The following is a 21,651-nucleotide window of genomic DNA, read 5'->3' on the forward strand; positions in this document are numbered from 1 at the left end:
CCGGCCCACCCCTAGCACCAGATCAACGTGGCGTCACGCCTTCACGCGCTCGGATTTCGGGTCATACATCGGCTTCAACGATGCTTCTGCCCGCACGCGTGTACCGGCCACGTCGATCTCGTAGGCCGAGGCCAGAACATCCGCCGCAGCTTCGCCCTTGCACGGCACGTATCCAAGGCCCATGGCCCCGCCCAGATGGTGGCCATAAGCACCCGAAGTCAGGTAGCCCACGATCTCGCCATCCCGCACAATCGGCTCGTTGTGATAGAGCAGCGGTTCCGGGTCTGTCAGTTTGAACTGCAGCATGCGGTTGGACAGCCCCTCGTCCTGCTTACGCAGCACCGCGTCACGCCCGATGAAGGACGGTTTGTCCTTCTTCACGGCAAAGCCAAGGCCCGCCTCCATCACATGGTCTTCGCAAGTTATATCATGGCCAAAGTGGCGGAAGCCCTTTTCGATCCGGCAGGTATCCATCATGTGCATGCCGCACAGTTTTAGCCCCATGTCTTGACCGGCATCATACAGCGTTTCAAACACATGACCCGCCATGTCGGAGGAAACGTAGACCTCCCAGCCCAGCTCACCCACGTAAGTCACGCGATGGATACGGGCGAGGCCCATGCCGATCTCAATCTGCTGTGCGGTGCCAAAGGGGTTCGTCTCGTTTGACAGGTCCGCAGGCGATACCGCGTTCAGCAACTCGCGCGAACGCGGGCCCATCACGGCCAGAACACCTTCGCCCGGGGTCACATCAGTGACCACCACGTTGAAGTCACCCACATGGCGTTCCATCCAAGTCTGATCCGCCAAACGCGTCGCTGCCGGTGTCACCACCAGATAGGCGGTCTCGGTCAGTCGTGTGACGGTCACATCCGCCTCGATCCCGCCGCGATTATTGAGGAACTGGGTATAGACAATCTTGCCATTTGGCACCGAATAGTTGCCGCCGCCCACGTAGTTCATGAACGCCTCAGCATCGCGCCCTTCGACACGGATCTTACCGAACGACGACATGTCATACATGCCCACGTTCTGACGGATCGCCATGTGCTCTTCGCGCACGTTGTCAAAGAAGTTCTGGCGGCTCCAGCTGTACTCGTATTCCGGCGTTTGACCGGCTCGCGCGATCCAGTTGGCACGCTCCCAACCAGCGAATTCGCCCATCACCGCGCCACGCTCCATCAAGTGCCCGTGGAAAGGGGAGCGGCGAACACCACGAGCAGTCGCCTTCTGACGGAAGGGGAAGTGATCGGCGTAAAGCAGGCCCAGTGTTTCCGTGGACCGCTCGGCCAGATAGGTTTTGTTGCCCTGGAACGGCTGCATCCGGCTGATGTCCACGTCACCCAGATCAAAGGGCTTGTCGCCATCTTCCATCCACTGCGCAAGTGCCATGCCAGCACCGCCAGCCGATTGGATGCCGATGGAGTTGAAGCCGCAAGCGACCCAGACATTGTCCATCTCGGGCGCAAGGCCAAGGTGATAGGCGTCGTCAGGCGTAAAGGACTCAGGCCCGTTAAAGAATGTGTGAATGCCTGCCTCGGCCAGCATCGGCAGACGGTTGACCGCAGCCTCAAGGATGGGCTCGAAATGGTCAAAATCCTCGGGCAACTGGTCGAATTCAAAATCCTTCGGAATGCCGCCAACAGCCCATGGCTTGGCATTGGGCTCAAAGGCTCCCAGCAGAATCTTACCCGCATCTTCCTTATAATACGCGCATTCGTCCGGAATACGCAGCACGGGCAGCTGCTTCAAATCCTTGATGGACTCGGTGACAATGTAAAAGTGTTCGCAGGCCTGCAGCGGCACGTTCACGCCCGCCATGCGGCCAACCTCATGGCCCCACATGCCCGCACAGTTCACGATCATATCGCAGGCGATGCGGCCATCACTGCCATCCTCACCTTTCCAGTCCACGCCTGTGACCTTGCGGCCCTCGCGCACGACGTTGGTGACGGCCACGCGCTCCTGCACTTTGGCCCCGTTCTGACGCGCGCCCTTGGCCAATGCCAGCGCGATATTGGCCGGGTCGCCCTGACCGTCGAGTGGCAAGTACACGCCGCCGGTCACACCGTCGATGTTCATATGCTCATAGCGCGCTTTCACTTCAGTCGGCGAGATTTCCTCAACATCCACACCAAAGGATCGCGCCATCCCTGCCTGACGGCGCAGTTCTTCAAGCCGCTCATCGGTCAAGGCCGCCGTGATCGACCCCACGCGTTTGAAGCCTGTGGCAACACCGGTTTCAGCTTCCAACTCTCCATAGAGTTCCTGCGAATAGCGGGCCAGCTTAGTCATGTTGGCCGTCGCGCGCAGCTGCGCAATCAGGCCAGCGGCATGCCATGTCGTGCCGGATGTCAGCTGCTTGCGTTCAAGCAGCACCACGTCTTTCCACCCAAGCTTGGTCAGGTGATAGGCAACCGAACAGCCAATGACGCCACCACCAATGATGACAACGCGGGCGTTGGAGGGAAGATCAGGCATAGTACATCCTCAGACGATTACATGCCCGGCGGCTTTCAGGCGTCGGGCGATTTCAGCGATATGGGCGGGGCCAACCTCGCAACAGCCGCCCACGATGGTGGCGCCTGCATCGATCCACGACATCACGTGGTCAGCATAGAGAGCGGGAGTGAAGTCGCGCCGGGCCGACAGGCTGTCGACCGTGGGTTTGTCTTCAAGAAAATCGGAGGTGATCTGTTCGAACCCGTTGGCATAGGCACCGATAGGCACATCCAGACCCTTGAGCCCGGCCAGTGCTGCGGGAATGGCCTCGGGCGCGGAACAATTGATCAGCACTGCACTGGCGCGGCCGCGTGCGATGGGTACTACATCTGCAACGTCTTCGCCCGAGCGCAGCTTGCCGCCGCCTCGATCCTCAACGGTGAGGGCCAGCCAAACGGGTTTGCCTGTTGGCACGGTCCCTGCGAGCACATCTTGCGCATGGGCAAGCGACGCTACAGTTTCGCAGATCAGCAGGTCACTGGACGGGGCCAGCAGGTTCGCCACTTCTGCAAAAAGTGGTACGGCAACATCCGAATCCGGATGCAGGTCGGGCCGGTAACTCGCACGCAATGGACCAATGGCCCCGGCGATACGGCCCGAGCCGTGGGCACGCCGTGCAGCCCGCGCCTCGAACAAGGCACTTTGGTGCAGGGCTGTAAACGCGCCCTCCACCGGAGTATCTGTCAGACGGTCGTGATGAATGGCGTAGCTGTTGGTGGTCGCTATCGTGGCGCCCGCGGCAAAAAAATCCGCATGCACCTGCGTGACCAAGCCCGGATGATCCAGCATGATCTGCGTCGACCAAAGCGGCGTGGGCTTGTCCCCTGCGCGATGCACAAGTTCCTGCCCCATCCCACCATCCAACAATGTGATCTCAGCCATCCGTCAGCTCCGAAAAAAATCCAAAAACGATCACGCCCGCAGCCGTTCGTTTTCAGGGTCCCACAACGGCTGGTCCGTCTGCACGACTGCCTTGTAGCGTTTGCCATACATTTCGACCTCTAGCTCGGTGCCAGGAACGGCAAGATCGTTGCGCACCACGCCCAAGGCGATAGATGCATTGATCCGATAGCCCCACGCGCCGGATGTGGTTTCGCCGACAACCTCGTCGCCGTTCCAGACGGTGGACATGTAGGGCGTGTCCTGATCACCGGCCTCGACCAACATGGTGACAAAGCGCTTCTTTGACCCTTGCTGTTTCTCGGCTTGAAGCGCGGCCTTGCCAGGGAAATCCTGCGGCTTGTCGAGACGCACAAAGCGCTCCAAGCCACCTTCGAACATGGTGTAGTCGGTCGACAAGTCGCCCTTCCAAGTCCGATAGCTTTTCTCGAGCCGCATGGAGTTCAGCGCATACATGCCAAACGGCGTGGCCCCGGCATCGCGGATCGCTTCATAGACCTTGGCCGCCTGATCGGTTGGTGCGTGCACTTCCCAGCCCAGCTCACCTACAAAGGACACGCGGGCCATGGCAACAGGCACGCCAGCCACCGTGGCGGATTGGTGCGTCAACCAGCCCAAGGACAGGTCCGCGTCCGAGATATCGGCAAACAGGTCCCGCGATTTGGGCCCGGTGACCAACATGGTGGTGACCTCTTTGGACAGGTCCGTCAGCTCAACACCTTCGGGCGCACGGCTGGCAAGCAGTTCAAAATCGTGCCACTGCGCAACAGCAGCGGTCATGATAGTGAAGTCATCCTCACCATGCCGGATCACCGATACTTCGGTCAGGATACGGCCACGGCTGTCGGCAAAGTAGGACAGGTTCATCCGGCCCGCTTTGGGCAGTGCGCCGGTGATCTGTGTCCGCAAGAACTCTGCCGCACCCGCACCCTTAAGGGCGTAACGCGAGAAGCCGCACATATCGATGACGCCGACGCCATCGCGGATGGCTTCGACTTCGTCCTTGATGCGAGCTTCCCAAGGGCCGTTGCGGTTCCATGACTGCGTAGCTTCTTCGGACGTGTCATCACCTTCTTTTGCAAACCAGTTGGCCCGTTCCCAGCCGTTATAGGCGCCCATCTGGCCCCCATCAGCCACGAGACGGTCATGGTTCGGTGACAGTTTCTTGTTCCGTCCGGCAGGCCATTCGTGATGCGGGAAGTGCATCGCGTATTCGTGACCGTATGTTTCCAGCGCTTTCGACAGGCAATAGTCGTGATCGGCGTGGTCGGTGTAGCGGCGCGGGTCAACCGCCCACATGTCCCACTCGGTCTCGCCATGCATGATCCACTCGGCCAGCGTCTTGCCTGCACCACCACCTTGGGCGATGCCGAATGTAAAGGAATGCGCCTCAAACGCGTTTTTAACGCCGGGCATTGGGCCAATCATTGGCAGCCCGTCAGGGGCGTATGGAATCGGGCCGTTGATGTTGCGGCCAACGCCAGCAGTGCCCAGTGCAGGCACACGTTCCATCGCGTCCTCGATGTAGAATTCAAGACGTTCCAGATCGTCGGGATAAAGCTGGAAGCTGAAGTCCTCTGGCATCGGATCGTCAGGCGTCACCCAATGCGCCTTACAGTTCCGCTCGTAAGGCCCAAGGTTCAGACCGTTCTTGTCCTGACGCAGGTAATAGCTGATGTCCACGTCGCGGATCATCGGCATCTTGTGACCTTTTTCCTTGGTCCACTCGGCCAGTTCGGGGATCTCTTCCGTCAGGAAGTACTGGTGCGACATGACCACCATGGGCACGGTGCGTCCGCCAAATGGCTTGAACATCTCACCGGCGCGCTGCGCGTAGTAGCCGGCACAGTTGGCGACGTATTCAGCGCGAATTTCGCCCTTCTCGGTTTTCACGATCCACTCGTCGCCATCGCGGTCGAGGCCAATGACGGGGCAGAAGCGCTCGATGCGTCCACCGGCATCACGCGCACCCTTAGCCAAGGCCTGTGTCAACTGTGCCGGATCAATGTCACCGTCCAGCGGATCCCAAAGACCACCGGCGAGATCGTGCGTCTCCATGAACGGGTTGAACTCTTTGAGTTCATCCGGCGTGCACATCTGCATCTCAAGGCCCTGATAGCGGCCCATACCTGCGACCCGCTCAAACTCCTGCATCCGCTCTTTCGAGTGGGCGAGGCGGATCGCGCCGGTGACGTGGTAATTCATCGGGTAGTCGACGTCATCAGCCAGGGTCCGATACATCTCCAGCCCGTAGCGCTGCATGTTCATCACGGCCCAGGAGGACGAGAAGTTCGGGCAGTTGCCTGCCGCATGCCAGGTCGAGCCTGCCGTCAGCTCATTTTTCTCAAGCAGAACGCAATCGGTCCAACCTGCCTTGGCCAGATGGTACAAGGTCGAGGTGCCGACGACGCCGCCCCCGATGATGACCACGCGGGCCGTTGTTGGAAAATCTGCCATTTGAATAGCTCCCTATTGGTCGTGTTGCGGACGTCCATCCGCAATGTCGTAATAGTCGCCCTTGTCGGCGACAAAGATGTGTTTTTCCGTGGTGATCCCGGTCGGCCCGTCCAACGTCCCCGACATGACAGACACGGCACCGCCATCGTCCTCATGTCGCCAGAACAGGGACGAACCGCAGTGGCTGCAAAAGCCACGTTGGGCCTTGGGCGAAGACTGGTACCAGACCAATGTGGCATCGCGCGTGATCTCAAGCTGGTCGCCGGCCACTTGTGTTGCAGAGACATAGTGGCCGCTGGTCTTCCGGCATTGCAGGCAGTGGCAGGCAACCGAATTGCGCAACTTATCCGAAAGCGCGTAGGCAACACCGCCACACAGACAGCTTCCCGTTGTCATCTTAAGACCTCCCCGGTGTTGCCGATGTGCCCAAAAGCAAGCCGTAGGCGACAAAGCAGGCGGCCATGGCGCGCCGCACCCAAACATTGAACACCGCACCGATGGCAGCCCGTCCGATACCTGCACCCAATGCGGTGAAGCCCGAATAGCTGAGCGCGGTGATCGTCAAAGCCGTTGGAATGATCTGCCACATCTGATCCCAGACAGGCACGTCTGGCTGCACAAACTGCGAAAAGGCAGCAAGATAGCCCGCCACGCTCTTGGGGTTGATCGTCGCAATTGCGAAAGCCCGGGCATAAACGGATTTACCCGATTGGACGGCTAGTTTGGGTGGCGTCCGGGCCGCAAGCCAACCACGAACGCCGAGATAAATCAGGAAGCCTGCTCCGATCAGCTTCGCGACAAAAAACGCAGTTGGAGAAGCGGCAATGAGGGCCGTAATGCCCGCCGCCGACAAGATGAGAAACAGCAGCGCCTGCGTCAGGATCGCAAGAATGCCGGGGACCGACCGACGAAAACCCAGGGTCATGCCGTTGTTGATGCAATTGACAGCGTTTGGGCCGGGCGTGGTGACAAACACCACCCAAAACATCGCGAATATGGCCCAGGCTTCGAACGACATCAGTACACCGGCGGCGCAATGACCCAGATCGCGACCGCAGGCGCGTCATAGGGGTTTTTCCAGCGAAAGGGTTCGCCCCGGATGCGGAAGCTGTCGCCCGGTGCGATGGCATAGGTCTGGCCGGCAATTTCAAGGTCCAGACGGCCAGAGATCAGATATCCCACCTCTTGCGTCGGGCGGGTGACGGCTTGGGCAATCTCGCTATGCGGCTCAAAGGTCGAATGCACCATCTCGAAATCATCTGTCAGGTCGGGTGACAGCAACTCTTCGACCAATCCTGCCGTACGTGATCCGATGGGCCGCCGTGCACCGCTGCGGACGACATAACCCTCTTCGTTGGCAGGGGCCGCGCCCCGGCGAAACAGGGTCGATACGGCAATGTCCAACTCGGCCGCGATGTGGCGCAAATCGGTGATCGACGGCTCGGACAGATCACGCTCCACCTGGCTGACCCACCCCACGGATCGACCCAATGCGTCCGCCAAATCCTGCAATGTCAGCCCACGTGCCTTGCGCAAGGCACGCAGGTCCGCGCCAAGGCTATGGGCAATGGTTGGGTCTGATTGCAGCATGAGCCGTGAAATTCCCTTTCAGAATTTCACGTAAGGGAAGTCAAAATGAAAAATCAAGATAGATTTTCACGTGCGGGCAAAAACATTCCCAAGAATCACGGCCAAGGCATCGGCATCGCTCTGTGTGAAGGCATCCGATTGATCACTGTCGATGTCGAAAACGGCGATCAGGTCTCCAGTGGCCGCCTTGACCGGCAGCACAAGCTCGGAGCGGGTGGAACTGGCACAGGCTATGTGGCCCGGGAAGGCATCCACATCCGCTACCAATTGCACCTCGCCCGTCCGCGCCGCCGCGCCGCATACGCCGCGTGAGAATGGAATTTGCAGGCAGCCATGCCCGCCTTGATAGGGGCCGATCTTCAACATCTCGGGTCCCGTCACGCGATAGAACCCGGTCCAATCGAAACGGTCGTCACTGTGATGCACTTCGCAAGCAACCGTCGCCATCAAAGCGATCGGATCGTCCTCGCCTTCGGTCAAGCTTTGGATCGTTTTGGCAAGCAGGTTGTAATCTGGCACTGGCACCTCCCCTTGGTCGGGCAGGACTGGGGCGCTGCCCCAAACCCCGTGGTATTTTCAGTCAAAAGAAACTCAGACGCGCTCTATGGCGATGGCCGTTCCTTCGCCACCACCGATACAGATCGCTGCAACGCCACGTTTGAGGTTCCGTTTTTCAAGCGCGTTCAGCAGCGTCACAACGATGCGTGCGCCAGATGCACCGATCGGATGACCCAGAGCGCACGCGCCGCCGTTTACATTCACAACCTCGTGGTCGAGCCCCATTTCACGCATGAACGCAAGCGGCACCACCGCAAAGGCCTCGTTCACCTCCCACAGGTCTACGTCGTCCTTTTTCCAACCGATGCGATCCAGCAGCTTTTGCGCAGCAGGCACAGGCGCCGTGGTGAACAAACCGGGCGCCTGGGCGTGGCTTGCATGACCGAGGACACGAGCCCGCACGCTCATGTTTTGCGCCTCAGCGATCTCTTCGGACGCCAGAACAAGCGCAGCGGCCCCGTCCGAGATGGAGGACGAGTTGGCCGCTGTCACGGTACCGCCATCCCGAAAGGCCGGTTTCAGGTGCGGGATTTTGTCAGGCCTTGCACTGCCCGGTTGTTCGTCCGCGTCCACCGTCACCGAGCCCTTGCGGGTTGAGATTTCAACCGGTGTCACTTCGCCCGCGAAAGCTCCGGTTTGAATGGCCGTTTGCGCGCGGCTCAGGGAAGCGAGGGCGTATTGATCCTGCATCTCACGGGTGAACTGGTAGGTTTCAGCACAGTCTTCGGCAAAGGTGCCCATCAACCGGCCCTTGTCATAGGCGTCCTCAAGGCCATCCAGAAACATGTGATCAACCACCTGCCCATGCCCCAAACGCGCGCCGCCTCGCATCTTGGGCAGCATGTACGGCGCGTTTGTCATGCTCTCCATCCCGCCAGCCACCATGGTGTCAGCATGGCCCAGCGCGATCTGGTCAAAGGCCATCATCGCCGCTTTCATTCCCGAACCACACATCTTGTTAAGCGTCGTTGCCGGAACATCTTCGGCCAAACCCGCAGCGAACCCGGCCTGACGCGCCGGGGCTTGCCCTTGACCGGCAGGCAACACGCAGCCCATCAACACCTCGTCCACGGTCGACACACCAGCACCGTCCATCGCGGCCTTGACCGCGATACCTCCGAGGGCCGAAGCCGACATGTCTGACAATGCGCCCTGAAACCCGCCCATGGGGGTACGCGATGCTCCGGCGATCACAACTGGTTTCATGCTTTGGGACTCCTGTCAGAAGGTAGCAACTGAATAGTAAGGTTTGCGACCTAGACAGACAATGTAACCAGAGAATTGCAAGAGGGCGCGCATGGATCTTCGCAGCAGATCAGAAGACAGCCTACAAGTGGTGTCTGTACATGGTAGCCGAATCGACGCGGCAGTGGCCATCGAGTTCAAGGAAGCGATGCGCAGTGCCACCGATAGCGGCGACGACACCGTCGTTCTGGACCTGAGCGAGGTGCAGTTCATCGATTCGAGTGGCCTGGGCGCAATCGTCGCCGCGATGAAACAGATGGGTCAATCACGCAAATTGGCCCTCGCTGGCCTGACGCCGACCGTGGAAAAAGTGTTTCGCCTGACACGGATGGACAGTGTTTTCCCGGTTTTCCCCACACTTGACGGGGCGATTGCCGAGCTGAAGACCTAACTTTGTCGACCCAGATGGAAGTCCGTTCGATGACCCGCACAACATTCTTGCCTGCATTTCATATTTCGGTGGTGAGTGGTCAGATGGCCGTAAGAACGGCGCTCGGCCAACTGCTTGATGGTCTGAAACCCCTGTCGCTTGATGTAGAAGAGGCAGGAACGGTTGAGCTGGTTATGGCAGAGGCGCTCAACAATATTGTCGAACACGCCTATCCCGAAGACGAAGGGAGTGGGCCGATTGATATCACATGCGCCCATGCATCGGACGGGCTACATTTGACAGTCGTGGATTCGGGGCGGGCAATGCCAGATGGCCAGACCCCCGTAGGTGGTGCCGCAGATATTGATGTTGACTTCTGTGACATGCCGGAAGGCGGGTTCGGATGGTTCCTGATCAAGGATCTGGCCAAGGACGTCACCTATCAGCGACAGGATACAGAAAACCAGCTGCAGCTTCGACTTGCTGTTGCCCTGGCATAGGCCGTCGGTCGCGCGCCCTGCGCGATGATTCCGCAAAACAGCCTCCCGCCGACCATAATCCTGCCCGAATCCACCGGCATACCAGTACCCGTAGCTGCAAATAGCTTCCCTCGGTGTCGCGTGTAATTGCCCCCACCCAGTGCGCGGCACCGAGGATCTTCTCTCCCCCATTCTTCTGTGGACAAGGCATCTGCGACAGTTAGGTTGCCCGGTGCAATCTGACTATGGGGATTTCCATGCGCGACTTTCACCTGCCCGGCCGTTCACCTGTTCTTGCATCGTCCGGCATGTGCGCCACGTCGCACCCGCTTGCAGCCCAAACAGCCGTAGAAATCCTGAAAGCTGGCGGAAACGCCATGGACGCGGCCATTGCCGGGGCCATCTTGCTGGGCATCTGTGAGCCGCAGATGACCGGGATCGGCGGTGACTGTTTCGTCCTTTGGTCTGATACTGACGGCAATATGCATTCCCTCAACGGGTCAGGTCGCGCACCCATGACGCTCGAAGCCGCCGAGTTGCGGGCCACCGGCGAAACAACCGTCCCACCCTACAGCGCGCATGCAGTCACCATTCCAGGCGCCATAGATGCGTTCTGCACCCTGTCCGACCGCGTCGGTCGATTGGGCCTCGACCGCATTCTGGCGCCTGCAATCCACTACGCCGAAACCGGCGTCCCTGTCGCCCTCCGAGTCGCCTTTGACTGGGCCAAAGACCAAGCCGTCCTCCAAGGGTCTGCCCGCGACACTTACCTTGTAAACGGCGCTGTCCCGACAACCGGCCAGATGTTTGCGGCCCCCAAGCAGGCCGACGTGCTGCGCCGCATCGCCAAAAACGGGCGCGACGCCTTCTATGGTGGAGAGGTGGCCGAAGACATGCTGGCCACCCTCAACGCCTTGGGCGGCAAGCACACCGCAGAAGATTTCGCGTCGACCAAATGCACAGACACCACGCCGATCAGCAGCAGCTATCAGGGTCGGGACCTGATCGAACATCCGGCAAACGGGCAAGGCGCAACAGCGAATCTGATGCTCAATATCCTCAAACATTTTGACGTCGCGGATATGGACCCATGGGGCACCCAGCGTGCGCATATCGAAGCGGAAGCCGCCAAACTGGCCTACGACGCGCGCAACCGCTTCATCGCAGATGCGGATTATGCCAACCGCATGGATCATATGATGTCGCCGGAAACAGCGACACAGCTCGCTGCGCTGATCGACCCCGGCAAGGCAATGCCGAATGCCACAACGCTCAGCGAACAGGTGCACAAGGACACGATCTATATCACCGTCGTGGATCGCGACGGTATGGCCGTCTCACTGATCTACTCGATCTTCCATGGGTTCGGATCAGGCATTGCCAGCGACAAGTTCGGTATTCTGTTCCAGAACCGAGGCGCTGGGTTCACACTGGAAGAAGGGCACCCGAACGAACTGAAGGGCGGAAAACGTCCGATGCACACCATCATCCCAGGGATGCTGGCCAAGAACGGAAAACCGATCATGCCCTTCGGCGTGATGGGCGGGGCATACCAGCCCAACGGGCACGCGCGCTTTGTCTCGAACCTCACGGATTTCGGCCTCGACCCGCAAACGGCAATCGACGCACCGCGCGCCTTCTCGGACGCGGGCGATATGAAGGTCGAGCGGGGCTATTCCGATCAGGTCAGATCAGAACTCGGCGATTTGGGTCACAATGTCAGTATCCCGGATACCGCCATCGGCGGCGCGCAGGCCATCCTGATCCGGGACGATGGCGTGCTCGAAGGGGCCAGTGATCCGCGCAAGGACGGGTGCGCACTTGGCTACTAGGCTGACAGTGTAAGGCGGAGGTGTCCTCCACCCCGCAGGTCAATTCAGCTGGAAGTGCAACGGATAGGATCCGTCTTCAAACGGACCAAACAGGTCCGGAATGTCTGGGTGATCCACTGGCTCCCCGGAATAGTCAGCAACAAGGTTCTGCTCGGACACATAAGCCACATAGTAGCTTTGATCATTCTCAGCCAGCAGGTGATAGAACGGCTGGGCCTTTTTTGGACGGCTGTCCTCTGGAATCGCCTCGTACCACTCTTCGGTATTCGAAAACTCGGGGTCCACATCAAAGATCACCCCGCGAAAGGGGTGCTTCTTGTGACGGACCACCTGGCCCAGATGATATTTTGCGCGTGTTCTAAGCATAACATTGCGCCCCCTACGGCACGTGACTACACGGTGCAAGGGACACTTGTCCAATAATTGAGCACAATTTCGCTGGAAACAGTTTGTGAACCTAACCTTAACAGTCCTCCAAATCGTCGCCCCCGTTTTCCTGCTCGCAGGCATCGGTTTCACATGGGTTAAGGTCGGCCTGGAATACCGTATTCAGTTCGTCACGCAGTTGGCCATGACCCTCTCATTGCCTTGCCTCATCTTCGTCTCCCTGATGCAAACAAAGATTGATCCGGTCGCCTTGGGAACCCTGTCAGTTGCATCGGTCGTCGCCTACGCCGCGGTCACTGTGGTCATGTTGGCACTGGTGCGCATCGCGCGTCTGAACACGCGCACATATGCCGCCCCCCTGATCTTTGGAAACACCGGAAATCTGGGCCTGCCCCTCGCCCTTTTTGCGTTCGGCGATGTCGGACTCAGCTACGCGATCATCGTCTTCGCCATCATGGCGCTCTGGTCATACACCTATGGTATATGGCTCGTGGCGGGAGCCGGTGCATTCGGCAAGGTGCTGCGCGAACCACTGGTGTGGAGCACTGTTCTGGGCGCGCTGTTTCTGTGGCAGGGCTGGCAGACACCCACCTTCCTCACCAACACGCTTGATCTGATCGGGCAAATGGCGATCCCGATGATGTTGATCACACTGGGCGTCGCCGTGGCCCGGCTGTCGACCAAGGGGATGCTGCAAGCCGCGGGGCTGTCCGCCATCAAGCTGACCCTGTGCACGGGCATTGCATGGGGGGTTGGACGGTTCTTTGCCCTTGATCCAGTTGCCTTTGGCGTGCTGGTTCTTCAGGTCGCCACGCCCGTTGCCGTGACATCCTATCTGCTTGCGGAAAAGTACGGCGCGCAGTCCGAAAAGGTCGCGGGCCTCGTCGTTGCCTCCACGCTGATGGCAGTCGCGGCACTTCCTGTGATCCTTGCGCTTGTGCTTTGACAAAACGTGTTTTCCACGCGGCTCATTTTCCTGTAAACTAACAAAAAAACATAAAAGCGAGTGAGGCAGATGAGCAGACTCTTTCGCGCAATGGCTTTGGTTCTTTTGGCTGCCAGCTGTGGTGGCGGGTCGGGTACGGCCCCCAACCAGCTGGACAACGCCTGTTCCATTGTCCGTGAGCGCCCTGAATACCTTCGCGCCTTCAAGGCGGTTGAACGCAAATACGGCGTGCCGGTGCACGTGCAGATGGCAACGATCTACCAGGAAAGCAAATTCATATCGGACGCGCGGCCCCCGTACCGCTATGCAGCCGGGGTGATCCCCACGGGCCGCATTTCCAGCGCCTTCGGCTACAGTCAGGCCCTTGATGGGACGTGGGATGAATACCGCACATCCACCGGCAAGCGTGTGGCCCGCCGCGATCGCATCCGCGACGCGACAGACTTCATGGGTTGGTATATGGCGGAAACAAACGCACGGCTGGGCATTCCCCTCAGCGACACGCGCAACCAGTACCTTGCCTATCACGAAGGGCGCACGGGCTATACGCGCGGAACCTACCGCAACAAGGCATGGCTGATGCGCGTCGCGGGCGAGGTTGATGCCCGGTCCGATCAGTACGCGGTGCAGCTGCGGTCCTGCTAAGGCCCCGGTCTAGTTTGACGTCCGGCGCGGCGCATCAAACAGGCGGTTCGAGAGAGAGCCGCCTGTTTGCAGCTCTCCCAGGACAACGGTCGTCTGACCACCACCACTGTCATTCACGACCCATTGGCGCAATTGCACCGGGTTACCCGTGAACTTCATTTCGATGTTCCCGTATTCCGGATGCTCGGGATCCTGCGCCGTGACAACGGTCGCCGTGCCGTCAAAGTCATGGCCGACCACCATATTGGCCTGACCCAGATTCACATTCCGCGCGAGGATCAATGACAACGGCGTGCGGCGCAGCGGATAGGTTTCGGGCGGTTGATTTGATTTGGAATCGACGATGTAAACCGCGTTCGCACTCGCAATCATCAGCGTTTCATTGGGCGCGTTGTACTCAAATCGCATCTTGCCCGGCCGCTTGATATAGATATTGCCGGTGTCGACAGTCCCATCATCATTGACCTGCGTGAACGTCCCCTGCGCTGTCCGCAAATCGTTCAAATAGCTGGAAATCGCGTTCAACGGCAGCTTGTCCGCCCACGCGGCCTGCGCTGTTACCACCGCGACAGAAATCGCTGCAATCCGGGTCCATAGGGTCATACCGCCCACCTTTCACATCTTTGTCTTGGCGATGATATAGGCCGGGACGGCCTGTTATACGATATCAACAGGCCGTACGGTACGGCAGGTCCCCGCTTACCCCTGTTCCGGCACCAGAATTTCGCGCTTGCCCACATGGTTGGCTGAGCTGACAACACCCTCGTCCTCCATCTGCTCAACCAGACGTGCCGCCTTGTTATAGCCGATGGCCAGCTTCCGCTGGATGTACGAGGTCGAGCACTTGCGATCCTTGATCACAATCGCCACCGCCTGATCATACAGCGCGTCTTCGCCATCCGTGTTGCCACCCAGACCCAGAACAGCGTCAATGTTGCTTTCCTTGTCCTCGGGCGGTCCTTCCACAACACCCGACACATAGTCCGGCGCGCCAAAGGCTTTGAGGTGGTTTACGATCTCTTCGACCTCTTCGTCGCTCACAAACGGACCGTGACAGCGCGTGATCTTGGCACCACCAGCCATGTACAGCATGTCACCCATGCCCAAGAGCTGCTCGGCCCCCATCTCGCCCAGAATGGTGCGCGAGTCGATTTTCGAGGTGACCTGGAACGAAATCCGCGTCGGGAAGTTCGCCTTGATCGTCCCGGTGATCACATCGACCGACGGGCGCTGTGTCGCCATGATCAGGTGAATACCAGAGGCCCGTGCCATCTGTGCCAGACGCTGGATGCAGGCCTCGATTTCCTTGCCCGCGACCATCATCAGATCGGCCATCTCGTCCACGATGACAACGATATAGGGCATCGCCTCGGGCGCGAATTCCTCGGTCTCGAACACGGGTTCACCCGTCTCGTCATCAAACCCGGTCTGCACCGTACGGCTGAACATCTCGTCCTTGGCCAGCGCCTCTTTCACCCGGCCATTGTAGCCGTCGATGTTGCGCACGCCCATCTTGGACATCTTGCGATAGCGTTCCTCCATCTCGCCCACGACCCATTTCAGGGCCACAACCGCCTTTTTCGGATCGGTCACAACAGGGGACAGAAGGTGCGGAATACCGTCATAGACGCTGAGTTCCAGCATCTTCGGGTCGATCATGATCAACCGGCATTCCTCGGGCGTCAGCTTATACAGCAGCGACAGGATCATCGTGTTGATCGCCACCGACTTACCCGACCCGGTCGTACCAGCAATCAAAAGGTGAGGCATCTTGGCCAGGTTCGCCACAACCGGATCACCACCGATGTCCTTACCCAAGGCAAGCGGCAGCTTCTGGTTGCCATCGCCAAAGTCACGGCTGGCAAGAATCTCGCGCAGCACAACCTTTTCGCGGTTCTCGTTCGGCAGTTCGATACCAATCACGGACCGGCCGGGCACGGTCGACACACGGGCCGACAGGGCGGCCATGGACCGGGCGATGTCATCGGCCAGACCAATCACACGGCTGGCTTTCAAACCGGGCGCAGGCTCCAACTCGTACATGGTGACAACGGGACCGGGACGGACCGAAACGATCTCGCCCTTCACGCCGTAATCATCCAGCACGTTCTCAAGCATCCGCGCGTTTTCTTCCAACGCCTCGTCACTCAGATGATGACGCTGCACGACGCTGGGACTTTCCAGCAGATTCAAAGGGGGCAATTCGAAACCGGGATGGGTGTCCTCAAAGCTCAGCTTGGGCTGTGCCTCCAACTGCGCGCGTGTGCTGGGCTGCACCGGCTTGCGGGTCGGCTGATGAACCACTGTGCGCGGCTCGGCCACAGGAATGACCGGGGCAGCTTCAACAGGTTCTGGAATGGGTGCATCCAGTTGTTCCGGCTCCGGCACGTACTCCTGCACCGATTCAGGCGCATAGTCTTGTACCGGCTCAGGCGCATATGCACCGGGCGCAGCCGTCAAAGGTGGTTCCGCACGACCAAGCGATGCGGCAGCGGTCAACGGCGGTTCCGGCGGCAAGATCGGTTGTGACGCGGTGTTCAGCACCAGCGGATCCGGTCCGCGCCCACGGCCCTTGGTCAATGGCGCGACGCTTTCCGCCTGCACGGCCGGGTTCGACCGCACACGCGCCTTGATCACATCAGCAATCTTGGTCTTGATCCGCTCGTTTCCGGGACCTTCGCCCACATCCACGTCGCTGTAGGTCTCGATCAGTTCCTGCTCAGGCATCTCATCCGGCATCTGATCGGGGCGTTTGATCAGCGCAGGCATCCGCGACAACAGGCTGGGTCTGGTCGGCTCTTCGACAAGCGGCTCATCATAGGCAGGCATCGGCGGAACCGCAGCAGCATAGGCTTCGGCCTCTGCCGCCTCGGCCTCACGCGCCGCACGGCGTTCTGCCTGACGTTCCTGCATGGTACGTGCAGCCTGCACCGCGCCGCTGGCACCACGACCCAAAACGGTCATCAACATGGCATAGACCACGACCAACCCGACAAGTAGGAAGCGGGCCAGACGCGCAATCTCGACCCGGGTAAAGCCCAGAACAAAGGCGCCAAAAACCACGATGCCAATGCCCATCAGCAACGACATCAACTTGACGGTAAAACTCGACCCGACAGGCAAAACCGTCAGGATAAAGGCCATGACAGTATCGCCGAACAGACCGCCCAGACCGAAGCCGTGGGTCGCTTGCCACACGTCACCCGGTTGCAGGGTCGCGGCATAGATCGACCCGAATGCAATCGCGATGGGGGCAAAGATCAAACGACCCAGCGCCCGTTCGGTCCCCAGATGCAAGCCAAAACGCACACCCCATGCCATCAGCACGATGGCAATGCCAAACACGCCCCAGCCGCCAATCATGAACAGTGGCGCGGCAATCGAGGCGCCCGTACGACCCAGCCAGTTCTGCACCGGCGCGTCGGTCGAGGCCATCCAGTTCGGATCGTCCGGCGTATAGCTCAGCATCATGGCCGCAGCCATCAGGCCCGCGATCAGCAGACCAATGCCCACCAACTCGCGTCCGCGTTTTTCCAACGCCGCCTGCATTCCGTGGTCAAAAAGCGGATCCCGCCGTGTCTGATATGCCATGCTTCGCCTCGTCTTTTCTTATGTGGCGTAAAGTACGTCACGAATAGCCGTCAGGCCCCGCTCCGTCTCTGCCCTTGGGGCCACAAGCGCAGCCCTGATAAACTCATGTCCGGGATTGAACCCGTCGATCTCACGCGCCAGATACGCGCCCGGCAGCACCCGCACGCCGGTCTCTTTCCACAACTTCAACGCCGCCGCCTCGCCATCGCCAACAGGCAGCCACAGGAAGAAACCGGCTTCGGGCGACATATATCCCGGCACATTGCCTAGGATGCGATCGGCCATGTCGTACTTCTCGTGATACTGCGCACGGTTCTGGATGACATGCTCCTCATCCGCCCAAACTGCCGCCGCCGCGTGTTGAAGCGGCGAAGGCAACGGTGTGCCTGCATAGGTGCGCAACTGCTTGGCCTCGCGAATAGTCGCAGGACCACCAACGATGAACCCGGACCGCAACCCAGGCAGGTTCGACCGCTTGGACAGCGAATGAAAGGCCACGACACGCTCGGGGTCCGCATCACCAATGCACTCCAAAACACCCACGGGCGGCACATCACGGTAGATCTCGGAATAGCACTCGTCGGCAAAGACCTGAAAATCGTACTTCTCGGCCAGCGCGATCAAGTCCCGCCAGTAATCCTTGCCCGCCACAGCGCCCTGCGGGTTCGCCGGCGAACACATGTAACACGCAACGGTGCGGTTCAGAATCTCCGGATCAACCGCCGTGTAGTCCGGCAAATGCCCCGTCTCTGCCGTGGCAGGCACCAACACCGGTTCCGCCCCCGCCGAAATCGCGGCGAGCATATAGACCTGATAAAACGGGTTCGGCATCAGCACGACCGGCTGTTGTCCGTTCTTCACCTCGGGGCAAAGCGCCATCCCCGCATTGTAAAGACCCTCGCGCGTCCCATTCAGCGGCATCACATTCGCATCGGCATCCATCGACACGCCATAGCGGCGGCCCAGCCAATCACAAAACGACTGCCGCAGCTCGGGCAAACCTTCGTTCGGGGGGTAGTTGTTGAACCCTGCCGCATGCTCGGCAATCACATCCGTGACCCAAGCAGGAAAGGCATGTTTCGGCTCCCCAATGGTCATATGCACGACATCGCCGCCCGGATCGTGATGATCCAAAAGGGCGCGCAAACGCGGGAACGCATAAGCCGGAAGGTTCGAAAACCGCTCGGGAAACTTCATCAAACTGCCTCAGGTTCGGGATCATTTTCGCCCCGTTTGCCTGAATGTACCCCAAGGGTGACTCCCTCGTCCAGAAAAACCACGCCAAATCGTCACCTTGTGGCAAATCCGCCAATCAGCCCCTTCTTCTGACCGAAAATACCATGGGGGAGGCCAAAGGCCGGGGGTGAAACCCCCAACAAAATATGGTGTCGCCGCAAGGCGGCCTTTGGATCAGCCCAAAGCCGCCTCTGCCGCAACCCCCAACCGCAACAACGCCTCTTCGCCGTCCTGCACACCCATCATCATCAGGCCACAGCTCGGCACACCCGTCGGCAAGGTCAGGGCACAAATGCCCATCAAGTTGCCCACCCGCGTGTTGCGCAGGGCCAGCAGGTTCTCGGTCTTGTAGTAGTCACTGTCGCTGTTCAGCCGTTCCAGATTCGGCGGCAGGATCGGCGCCGTTGGGGCCAACACGGCGTCATAAGACGCAACGGCCACGTCCCAAGCCTGCCGAACTGCATCCAGTTTGGCCCAAGCCGCGTTGTAATCCGGCGCGCTGAATTCCTTGCCCAAACGGAACCGCTCCAGAATCTCGGAATACATCGCCTCCGGCTGTGCCTCGATCACATCGCGCCATAACCCGTACACCTCGCCGGGCATCAAAGGCCCAGCCTGCGCCATGGCCTCTTCCAACTCCGGCACTTCCAGCGGCTCAACCTCTGCCCCAGCCGCACGCAACTTCTCGACAGCACCGTCAAACGCAGCCTTGGGCGCATCCCGAATGTCATCCAAAACAACGGTTTTCAGCAGCGCAAACCGACGCCCCTGCAACGACGCACCCCGCAAATCCACCGAACCACGCCCCTCCAGCGCCGCCATCAACAGCGCTGCATCCTCAACCGTCCGGGTCAATGGTCCCACCGTGTCAAACTTCAGCGAAAGAGGCACACAGCCTTCCAAGGACAACCGCCCATGTGTCGTCTTCAGCCCCACCAGATCATTCCAAGCCGCAGGAATACGCACCGACCCGCCCGTGTCAGATCCAATGGCCGCAGGCGCCAGACCAAATGCAACCGACGCCGCAGCGCCCGAGGACGAGCCACCCGGCACAGCATCGGCATCGTTCACACATGGGGGCGTCGCGGTGGACGGATTGTAACCAAGACCGGAAAAGGCCAACTCGCTCAGATGCGTCTTGCCCAGACACACCAACCCCATCGCCGTCGCATTCTGCAAAACAACGGCATCTCGGTCCGGCACACGGCCCGCCAACAGCTTCGATCCAGCCTCGGTTCCGTCACCCGCCGTATCAAACAAGTCTTTCCAACTAATCGGCACACCGTCCAGCAAGGACAAACGCGCACCAGCCTTGGCGCGGACAGACGCGGCCTGCGCCTCGGCCATCGCACGGTCTTCGGTCAGTCGGGCGAAAATGCGGTCTGACAACGCATGTGCCTTGATCCGTTCAAGAAAGGCTTGGGTCAGGTTGACCGGGTCCACCTCGCCCGCACCGATGGCGCGGCCCAGATCCGCTGCACTCTTGTCCAACCACGCCTGCATGTCCTGCCCTCCATCCGGTTTTGTCGGACGGTAGCGACGTGACAACGCATGGACAATCCCAAGCACCCGTCCATATTGCGCGACATGACGCATGACAGCGATATCCTGATCGTCGGCGGCGGGCTGTCCGGCCCCATTCTCGCCCTCGCCCTTGCACAAACCGGGCAACGCGTGACCGTGATCGACGCACTGACGGAAAAGGTCCGCAAAAACGCAGCCTTTGACGGGCGCAGCTACGCCGTGGCGCTGACCTCGCAACGGCTGCTGGATGGAGTCGGCGTCTGGGACGCTATCGCGGACAACAGCCAACCGATCCTTGAAATCAAGGTCACGGACGGCCGCGCGGGCGAAGGACCATCGCCCTTCTTCATGCATTTCGATCATGCCGAGATCGAGGAAGGCCCGATGGGCTACATGGTACAGGACCGGCACATCCGGCGCGCACTTCTGGAGGCTATGGCGGCCACGGACGGCATCACGCACCTGTCGGGCGAAACAGTGACGGCACAGCATATCGACCCCGGCGCGGCTACGGTCACGCTGGCATCGGGCAAGGTGCTGACAGGCCGCGTTTTGATCGGCGCCGACGGGCGTGGCAGCGGCACTGCCGAACGGGCGGGGATCAAACGCACCGGCTGGGGGTATGGCCAAACGGCGCTGGTCTGCGCAATCGCCCATGAAAAACCGCATCACGGGATCGCACACCAGTTCTTCATGCCCCCGGGGCCGCTCGCTATCCTGCCGCTACCAGGCAATGTAAGCTCGATCGTCTGGAGCGAAACGGACGAAACGGCGGCAGCGTTCAACGCCCTGCCGGATGTCGATTACCTGACCATGCTGCGCCCCCGCTTCGGCGACTTTCTGGGTGAGATCAGCCTGTCGGGCCAACGCTATACCTATCCGCTGTCGCTGTCCTTGGCACATAGGCTGGCGGACGACAGGCTGGCGCTGATTGCTGACGCAGCACACGGCGTACACCCAATCGCAGGGCAAGGGCTGAACGCGGGCATGCGCGACATTGCTGCACTGGCGCAAGTGATCACCGACGCGGTGCGCCGAGGTGAAGACCCCGGCAGCATTGCAGTACTACGCCGATACGAAGAGTGGCGGCGCTTTGACAACACGACGCTTGCCCTTGCCACGGATGGATTCAACCGTTTGTTCTCAAACGACAACACGATGGTGCGTGGACTGCGCGATATCGGGATGGGCGTCGTGAATGCACTGCCCGGTCTGCGCCGTAGTTTCATTCGGGAAGCCGCCGGGCTGACCGGAGACCTGCCCCGCCTGATGCAGGGCCAACCCCTCTGATCGTAAGGCGGAGGTGCCCTCCGCCGGGCGCACGGCACGTGCGCCTTACAGTTTGAAAACAGCATTTCGGGGGCATCGCAGCAGGGTCGCAGCAAGCTG

General features: G+C 60.0%; 19 protein-coding genes. 6 read left to right on the forward strand and 13 right to left on the reverse strand.

Features of this window, described 5'->3' with window-relative positions; all coding sequences use genetic code 11:
* Nucleotides 1–33: 33 nt before the first annotated feature.
* The 8 genes from AC53L6_RS03085 to AC53L6_RS03120 form a co-directional block, all read right to left on the reverse strand.
* Nucleotides 34–2,481: a GcvT family protein gene (locus tag AC53L6_RS03085; protein ID WP_496906763.1), complete on the reverse strand. Its 2,448-nt coding sequence runs from the start codon at nucleotides 2,479–2,481 to the stop codon at nucleotides 34–36.
* A gap of 9 nt (nucleotides 2,482–2,490) precedes the next feature.
* A complete protein-coding gene (locus AC53L6_RS03090) occupies nucleotides 2,491–3,384 on the reverse strand; it encodes a homocysteine S-methyltransferase family protein (protein ID WP_496906764.1) in 894 nt (297 codons plus the stop codon).
* Between the two features lie 30 nt (nucleotides 3,385–3,414).
* Nucleotides 3,415–5,859 carry a GcvT family protein gene (locus AC53L6_RS03095; RefSeq protein ID WP_496906765.1) on the reverse strand — a complete coding sequence of 815 codons (2,445 nt, stop codon included), beginning with the start codon at nucleotides 5,857–5,859 and terminating at the stop codon, nucleotides 3,415–3,417.
* A 12-nt stretch (nucleotides 5,860–5,871) separates the two neighbouring features.
* A complete protein-coding gene (locus AC53L6_RS03100) occupies nucleotides 5,872–6,255 on the reverse strand; it encodes a GFA family protein (RefSeq protein ID WP_496906766.1) in 384 nt (127 codons plus the stop codon).
* 1 nt (nucleotide 6,256) lies between these two features.
* On the reverse strand, nucleotides 6,257–6,877 hold the full coding sequence (locus AC53L6_RS03105; protein WP_496906767.1) for a LysE family translocator: 621 nt from the start codon (nucleotides 6,875–6,877) through the stop codon (nucleotides 6,257–6,259).
* Nucleotides 6,877–7,449, reverse strand: a complete 573-nt coding sequence (locus AC53L6_RS03110) for a helix-turn-helix domain-containing protein (protein WP_299600398.1) — start codon at nucleotides 7,447–7,449, stop codon at nucleotides 6,877–6,879. Before AC53L6_RS03110 ends, AC53L6_RS03105 begins: the two co-directional genes overlap by 1 nt.
* Nucleotides 7,450–7,515: 66 nt before the next feature.
* Nucleotides 7,516–7,968 (reverse strand): GAF domain-containing protein, encoded by a 453-nt coding sequence (locus AC53L6_RS03115; protein ID WP_496906768.1) that lies wholly within the window; start codon nucleotides 7,966–7,968, stop codon nucleotides 7,516–7,518.
* A gap of 72 nt (nucleotides 7,969–8,040) precedes the next feature.
* Entirely contained in the window at nucleotides 8,041–9,213 is a 1,173-nt protein-coding gene (locus AC53L6_RS03120; protein WP_496906769.1) for a thiolase family protein, read from the reverse strand.
* 91 nt (nucleotides 9,214–9,304) lie between these two features.
* Between AC53L6_RS03120 and AC53L6_RS03125 the strand changes: the two genes are divergently transcribed.
* The 3 genes from AC53L6_RS03125 (at nucleotide 9,305) to AC53L6_RS03135 (ending at nucleotide 11,933) form a co-directional block, all read left to right on the forward strand.
* Nucleotides 9,305–9,643: an STAS domain-containing protein gene (locus tag AC53L6_RS03125; protein WP_299202772.1), complete on the forward strand. Its 339-nt coding sequence runs from the start codon at nucleotides 9,305–9,307 to the stop codon at nucleotides 9,641–9,643.
* A gap of 29 nt (nucleotides 9,644–9,672) precedes the next feature.
* Entirely contained in the window at nucleotides 9,673–10,122 is a 450-nt protein-coding gene (locus tag AC53L6_RS03130) for an ATP-binding protein (protein WP_299746206.1), read from the forward strand.
* A 236-nt stretch (nucleotides 10,123–10,358) separates the two neighbouring features.
* Nucleotides 10,359–11,933 carry a gamma-glutamyltransferase family protein gene (locus AC53L6_RS03135; protein ID WP_496906770.1) on the forward strand — a complete coding sequence of 525 codons (1,575 nt, stop codon included), beginning with the start codon at nucleotides 10,359–10,361 and terminating at the stop codon, nucleotides 11,931–11,933.
* Nucleotides 11,934–11,972: 39 nt separating this feature from the next.
* Here the strand turns inward: AC53L6_RS03135 and hspQ are convergent, their stop codons facing one another.
* Nucleotides 11,973–12,299 carry a heat shock protein HspQ gene (gene hspQ, locus AC53L6_RS03140; protein ID WP_299202780.1) on the reverse strand — a complete coding sequence of 109 codons (327 nt, stop codon included), beginning with the start codon at nucleotides 12,297–12,299 and terminating at the stop codon, nucleotides 11,973–11,975.
* An 85-nt stretch (nucleotides 12,300–12,384) separates the two neighbouring features.
* On the opposite strand from hspQ, the gene AC53L6_RS03145 reads away from it, so the two are divergent.
* Together AC53L6_RS03145 and AC53L6_RS03150 are read left to right on the forward strand one after the other, a co-directional pair.
* Nucleotides 12,385–13,266, forward strand: a complete 882-nt coding sequence (locus AC53L6_RS03145; protein ID WP_496906771.1) for an AEC family transporter — start codon at nucleotides 12,385–12,387, stop codon at nucleotides 13,264–13,266.
* A gap of 69 nt (nucleotides 13,267–13,335) precedes the next feature.
* On the forward strand, nucleotides 13,336–13,911 hold the full coding sequence (locus AC53L6_RS03150; RefSeq protein WP_299202786.1) for a transglycosylase SLT domain-containing protein: 576 nt from the start codon (nucleotides 13,336–13,338) through the stop codon (nucleotides 13,909–13,911).
* 9 nt (nucleotides 13,912–13,920) lie between these two features.
* Here AC53L6_RS03150 and AC53L6_RS03155 read toward each other — a convergent pair whose 3' ends face one another.
* The 4 genes from AC53L6_RS03155 to AC53L6_RS03170 all read right to left on the reverse strand — a co-directional run bounded on the left by AC53L6_RS03155 (nucleotide 13,921) and on the right by AC53L6_RS03170 (nucleotide 20,241).
* Nucleotides 13,921–14,514: a LolA family protein gene (locus tag AC53L6_RS03155; protein ID WP_496906772.1), complete on the reverse strand. Its 594-nt coding sequence runs from the start codon at nucleotides 14,512–14,514 to the stop codon at nucleotides 13,921–13,923.
* Nucleotides 14,515–14,610: 96 nt separating this feature from the next.
* The gene (locus tag AC53L6_RS03160) at nucleotides 14,611–17,502 is read right to left on the reverse strand and encodes a DNA translocase FtsK (protein ID WP_496906773.1); all 2,892 of its coding nucleotides are present in this window, start codon (nucleotides 17,500–17,502) and stop codon (nucleotides 14,611–14,613) included.
* 18 nt (nucleotides 17,503–17,520) lie between these two features.
* Nucleotides 17,521–18,699 carry an aminotransferase class I/II-fold pyridoxal phosphate-dependent enzyme gene (locus tag AC53L6_RS03165; protein ID WP_299746210.1) on the reverse strand — a complete coding sequence of 393 codons (1,179 nt, stop codon included), beginning with the start codon at nucleotides 18,697–18,699 and terminating at the stop codon, nucleotides 17,521–17,523.
* 213 nt (nucleotides 18,700–18,912) lie between these two features.
* On the reverse strand, nucleotides 18,913–20,241 hold the full coding sequence (locus AC53L6_RS03170; protein WP_496906989.1) for an amidase: 1,329 nt from the start codon (nucleotides 20,239–20,241) through the stop codon (nucleotides 18,913–18,915).
* An 84-nt stretch (nucleotides 20,242–20,325) separates the two neighbouring features.
* Between AC53L6_RS03170 and AC53L6_RS03175 the strand changes: the two genes are divergently transcribed.
* Nucleotides 20,326–21,552, forward strand: a complete 1,227-nt coding sequence (locus AC53L6_RS03175; protein ID WP_496906774.1) for an FAD-dependent monooxygenase — start codon at nucleotides 20,326–20,328, stop codon at nucleotides 21,550–21,552.
* Nucleotides 21,553–21,651: the final 99 nt, after the last annotated feature.

This window comes from Tateyamaria sp. LSS28 (genome assembly GCF_059611725.1).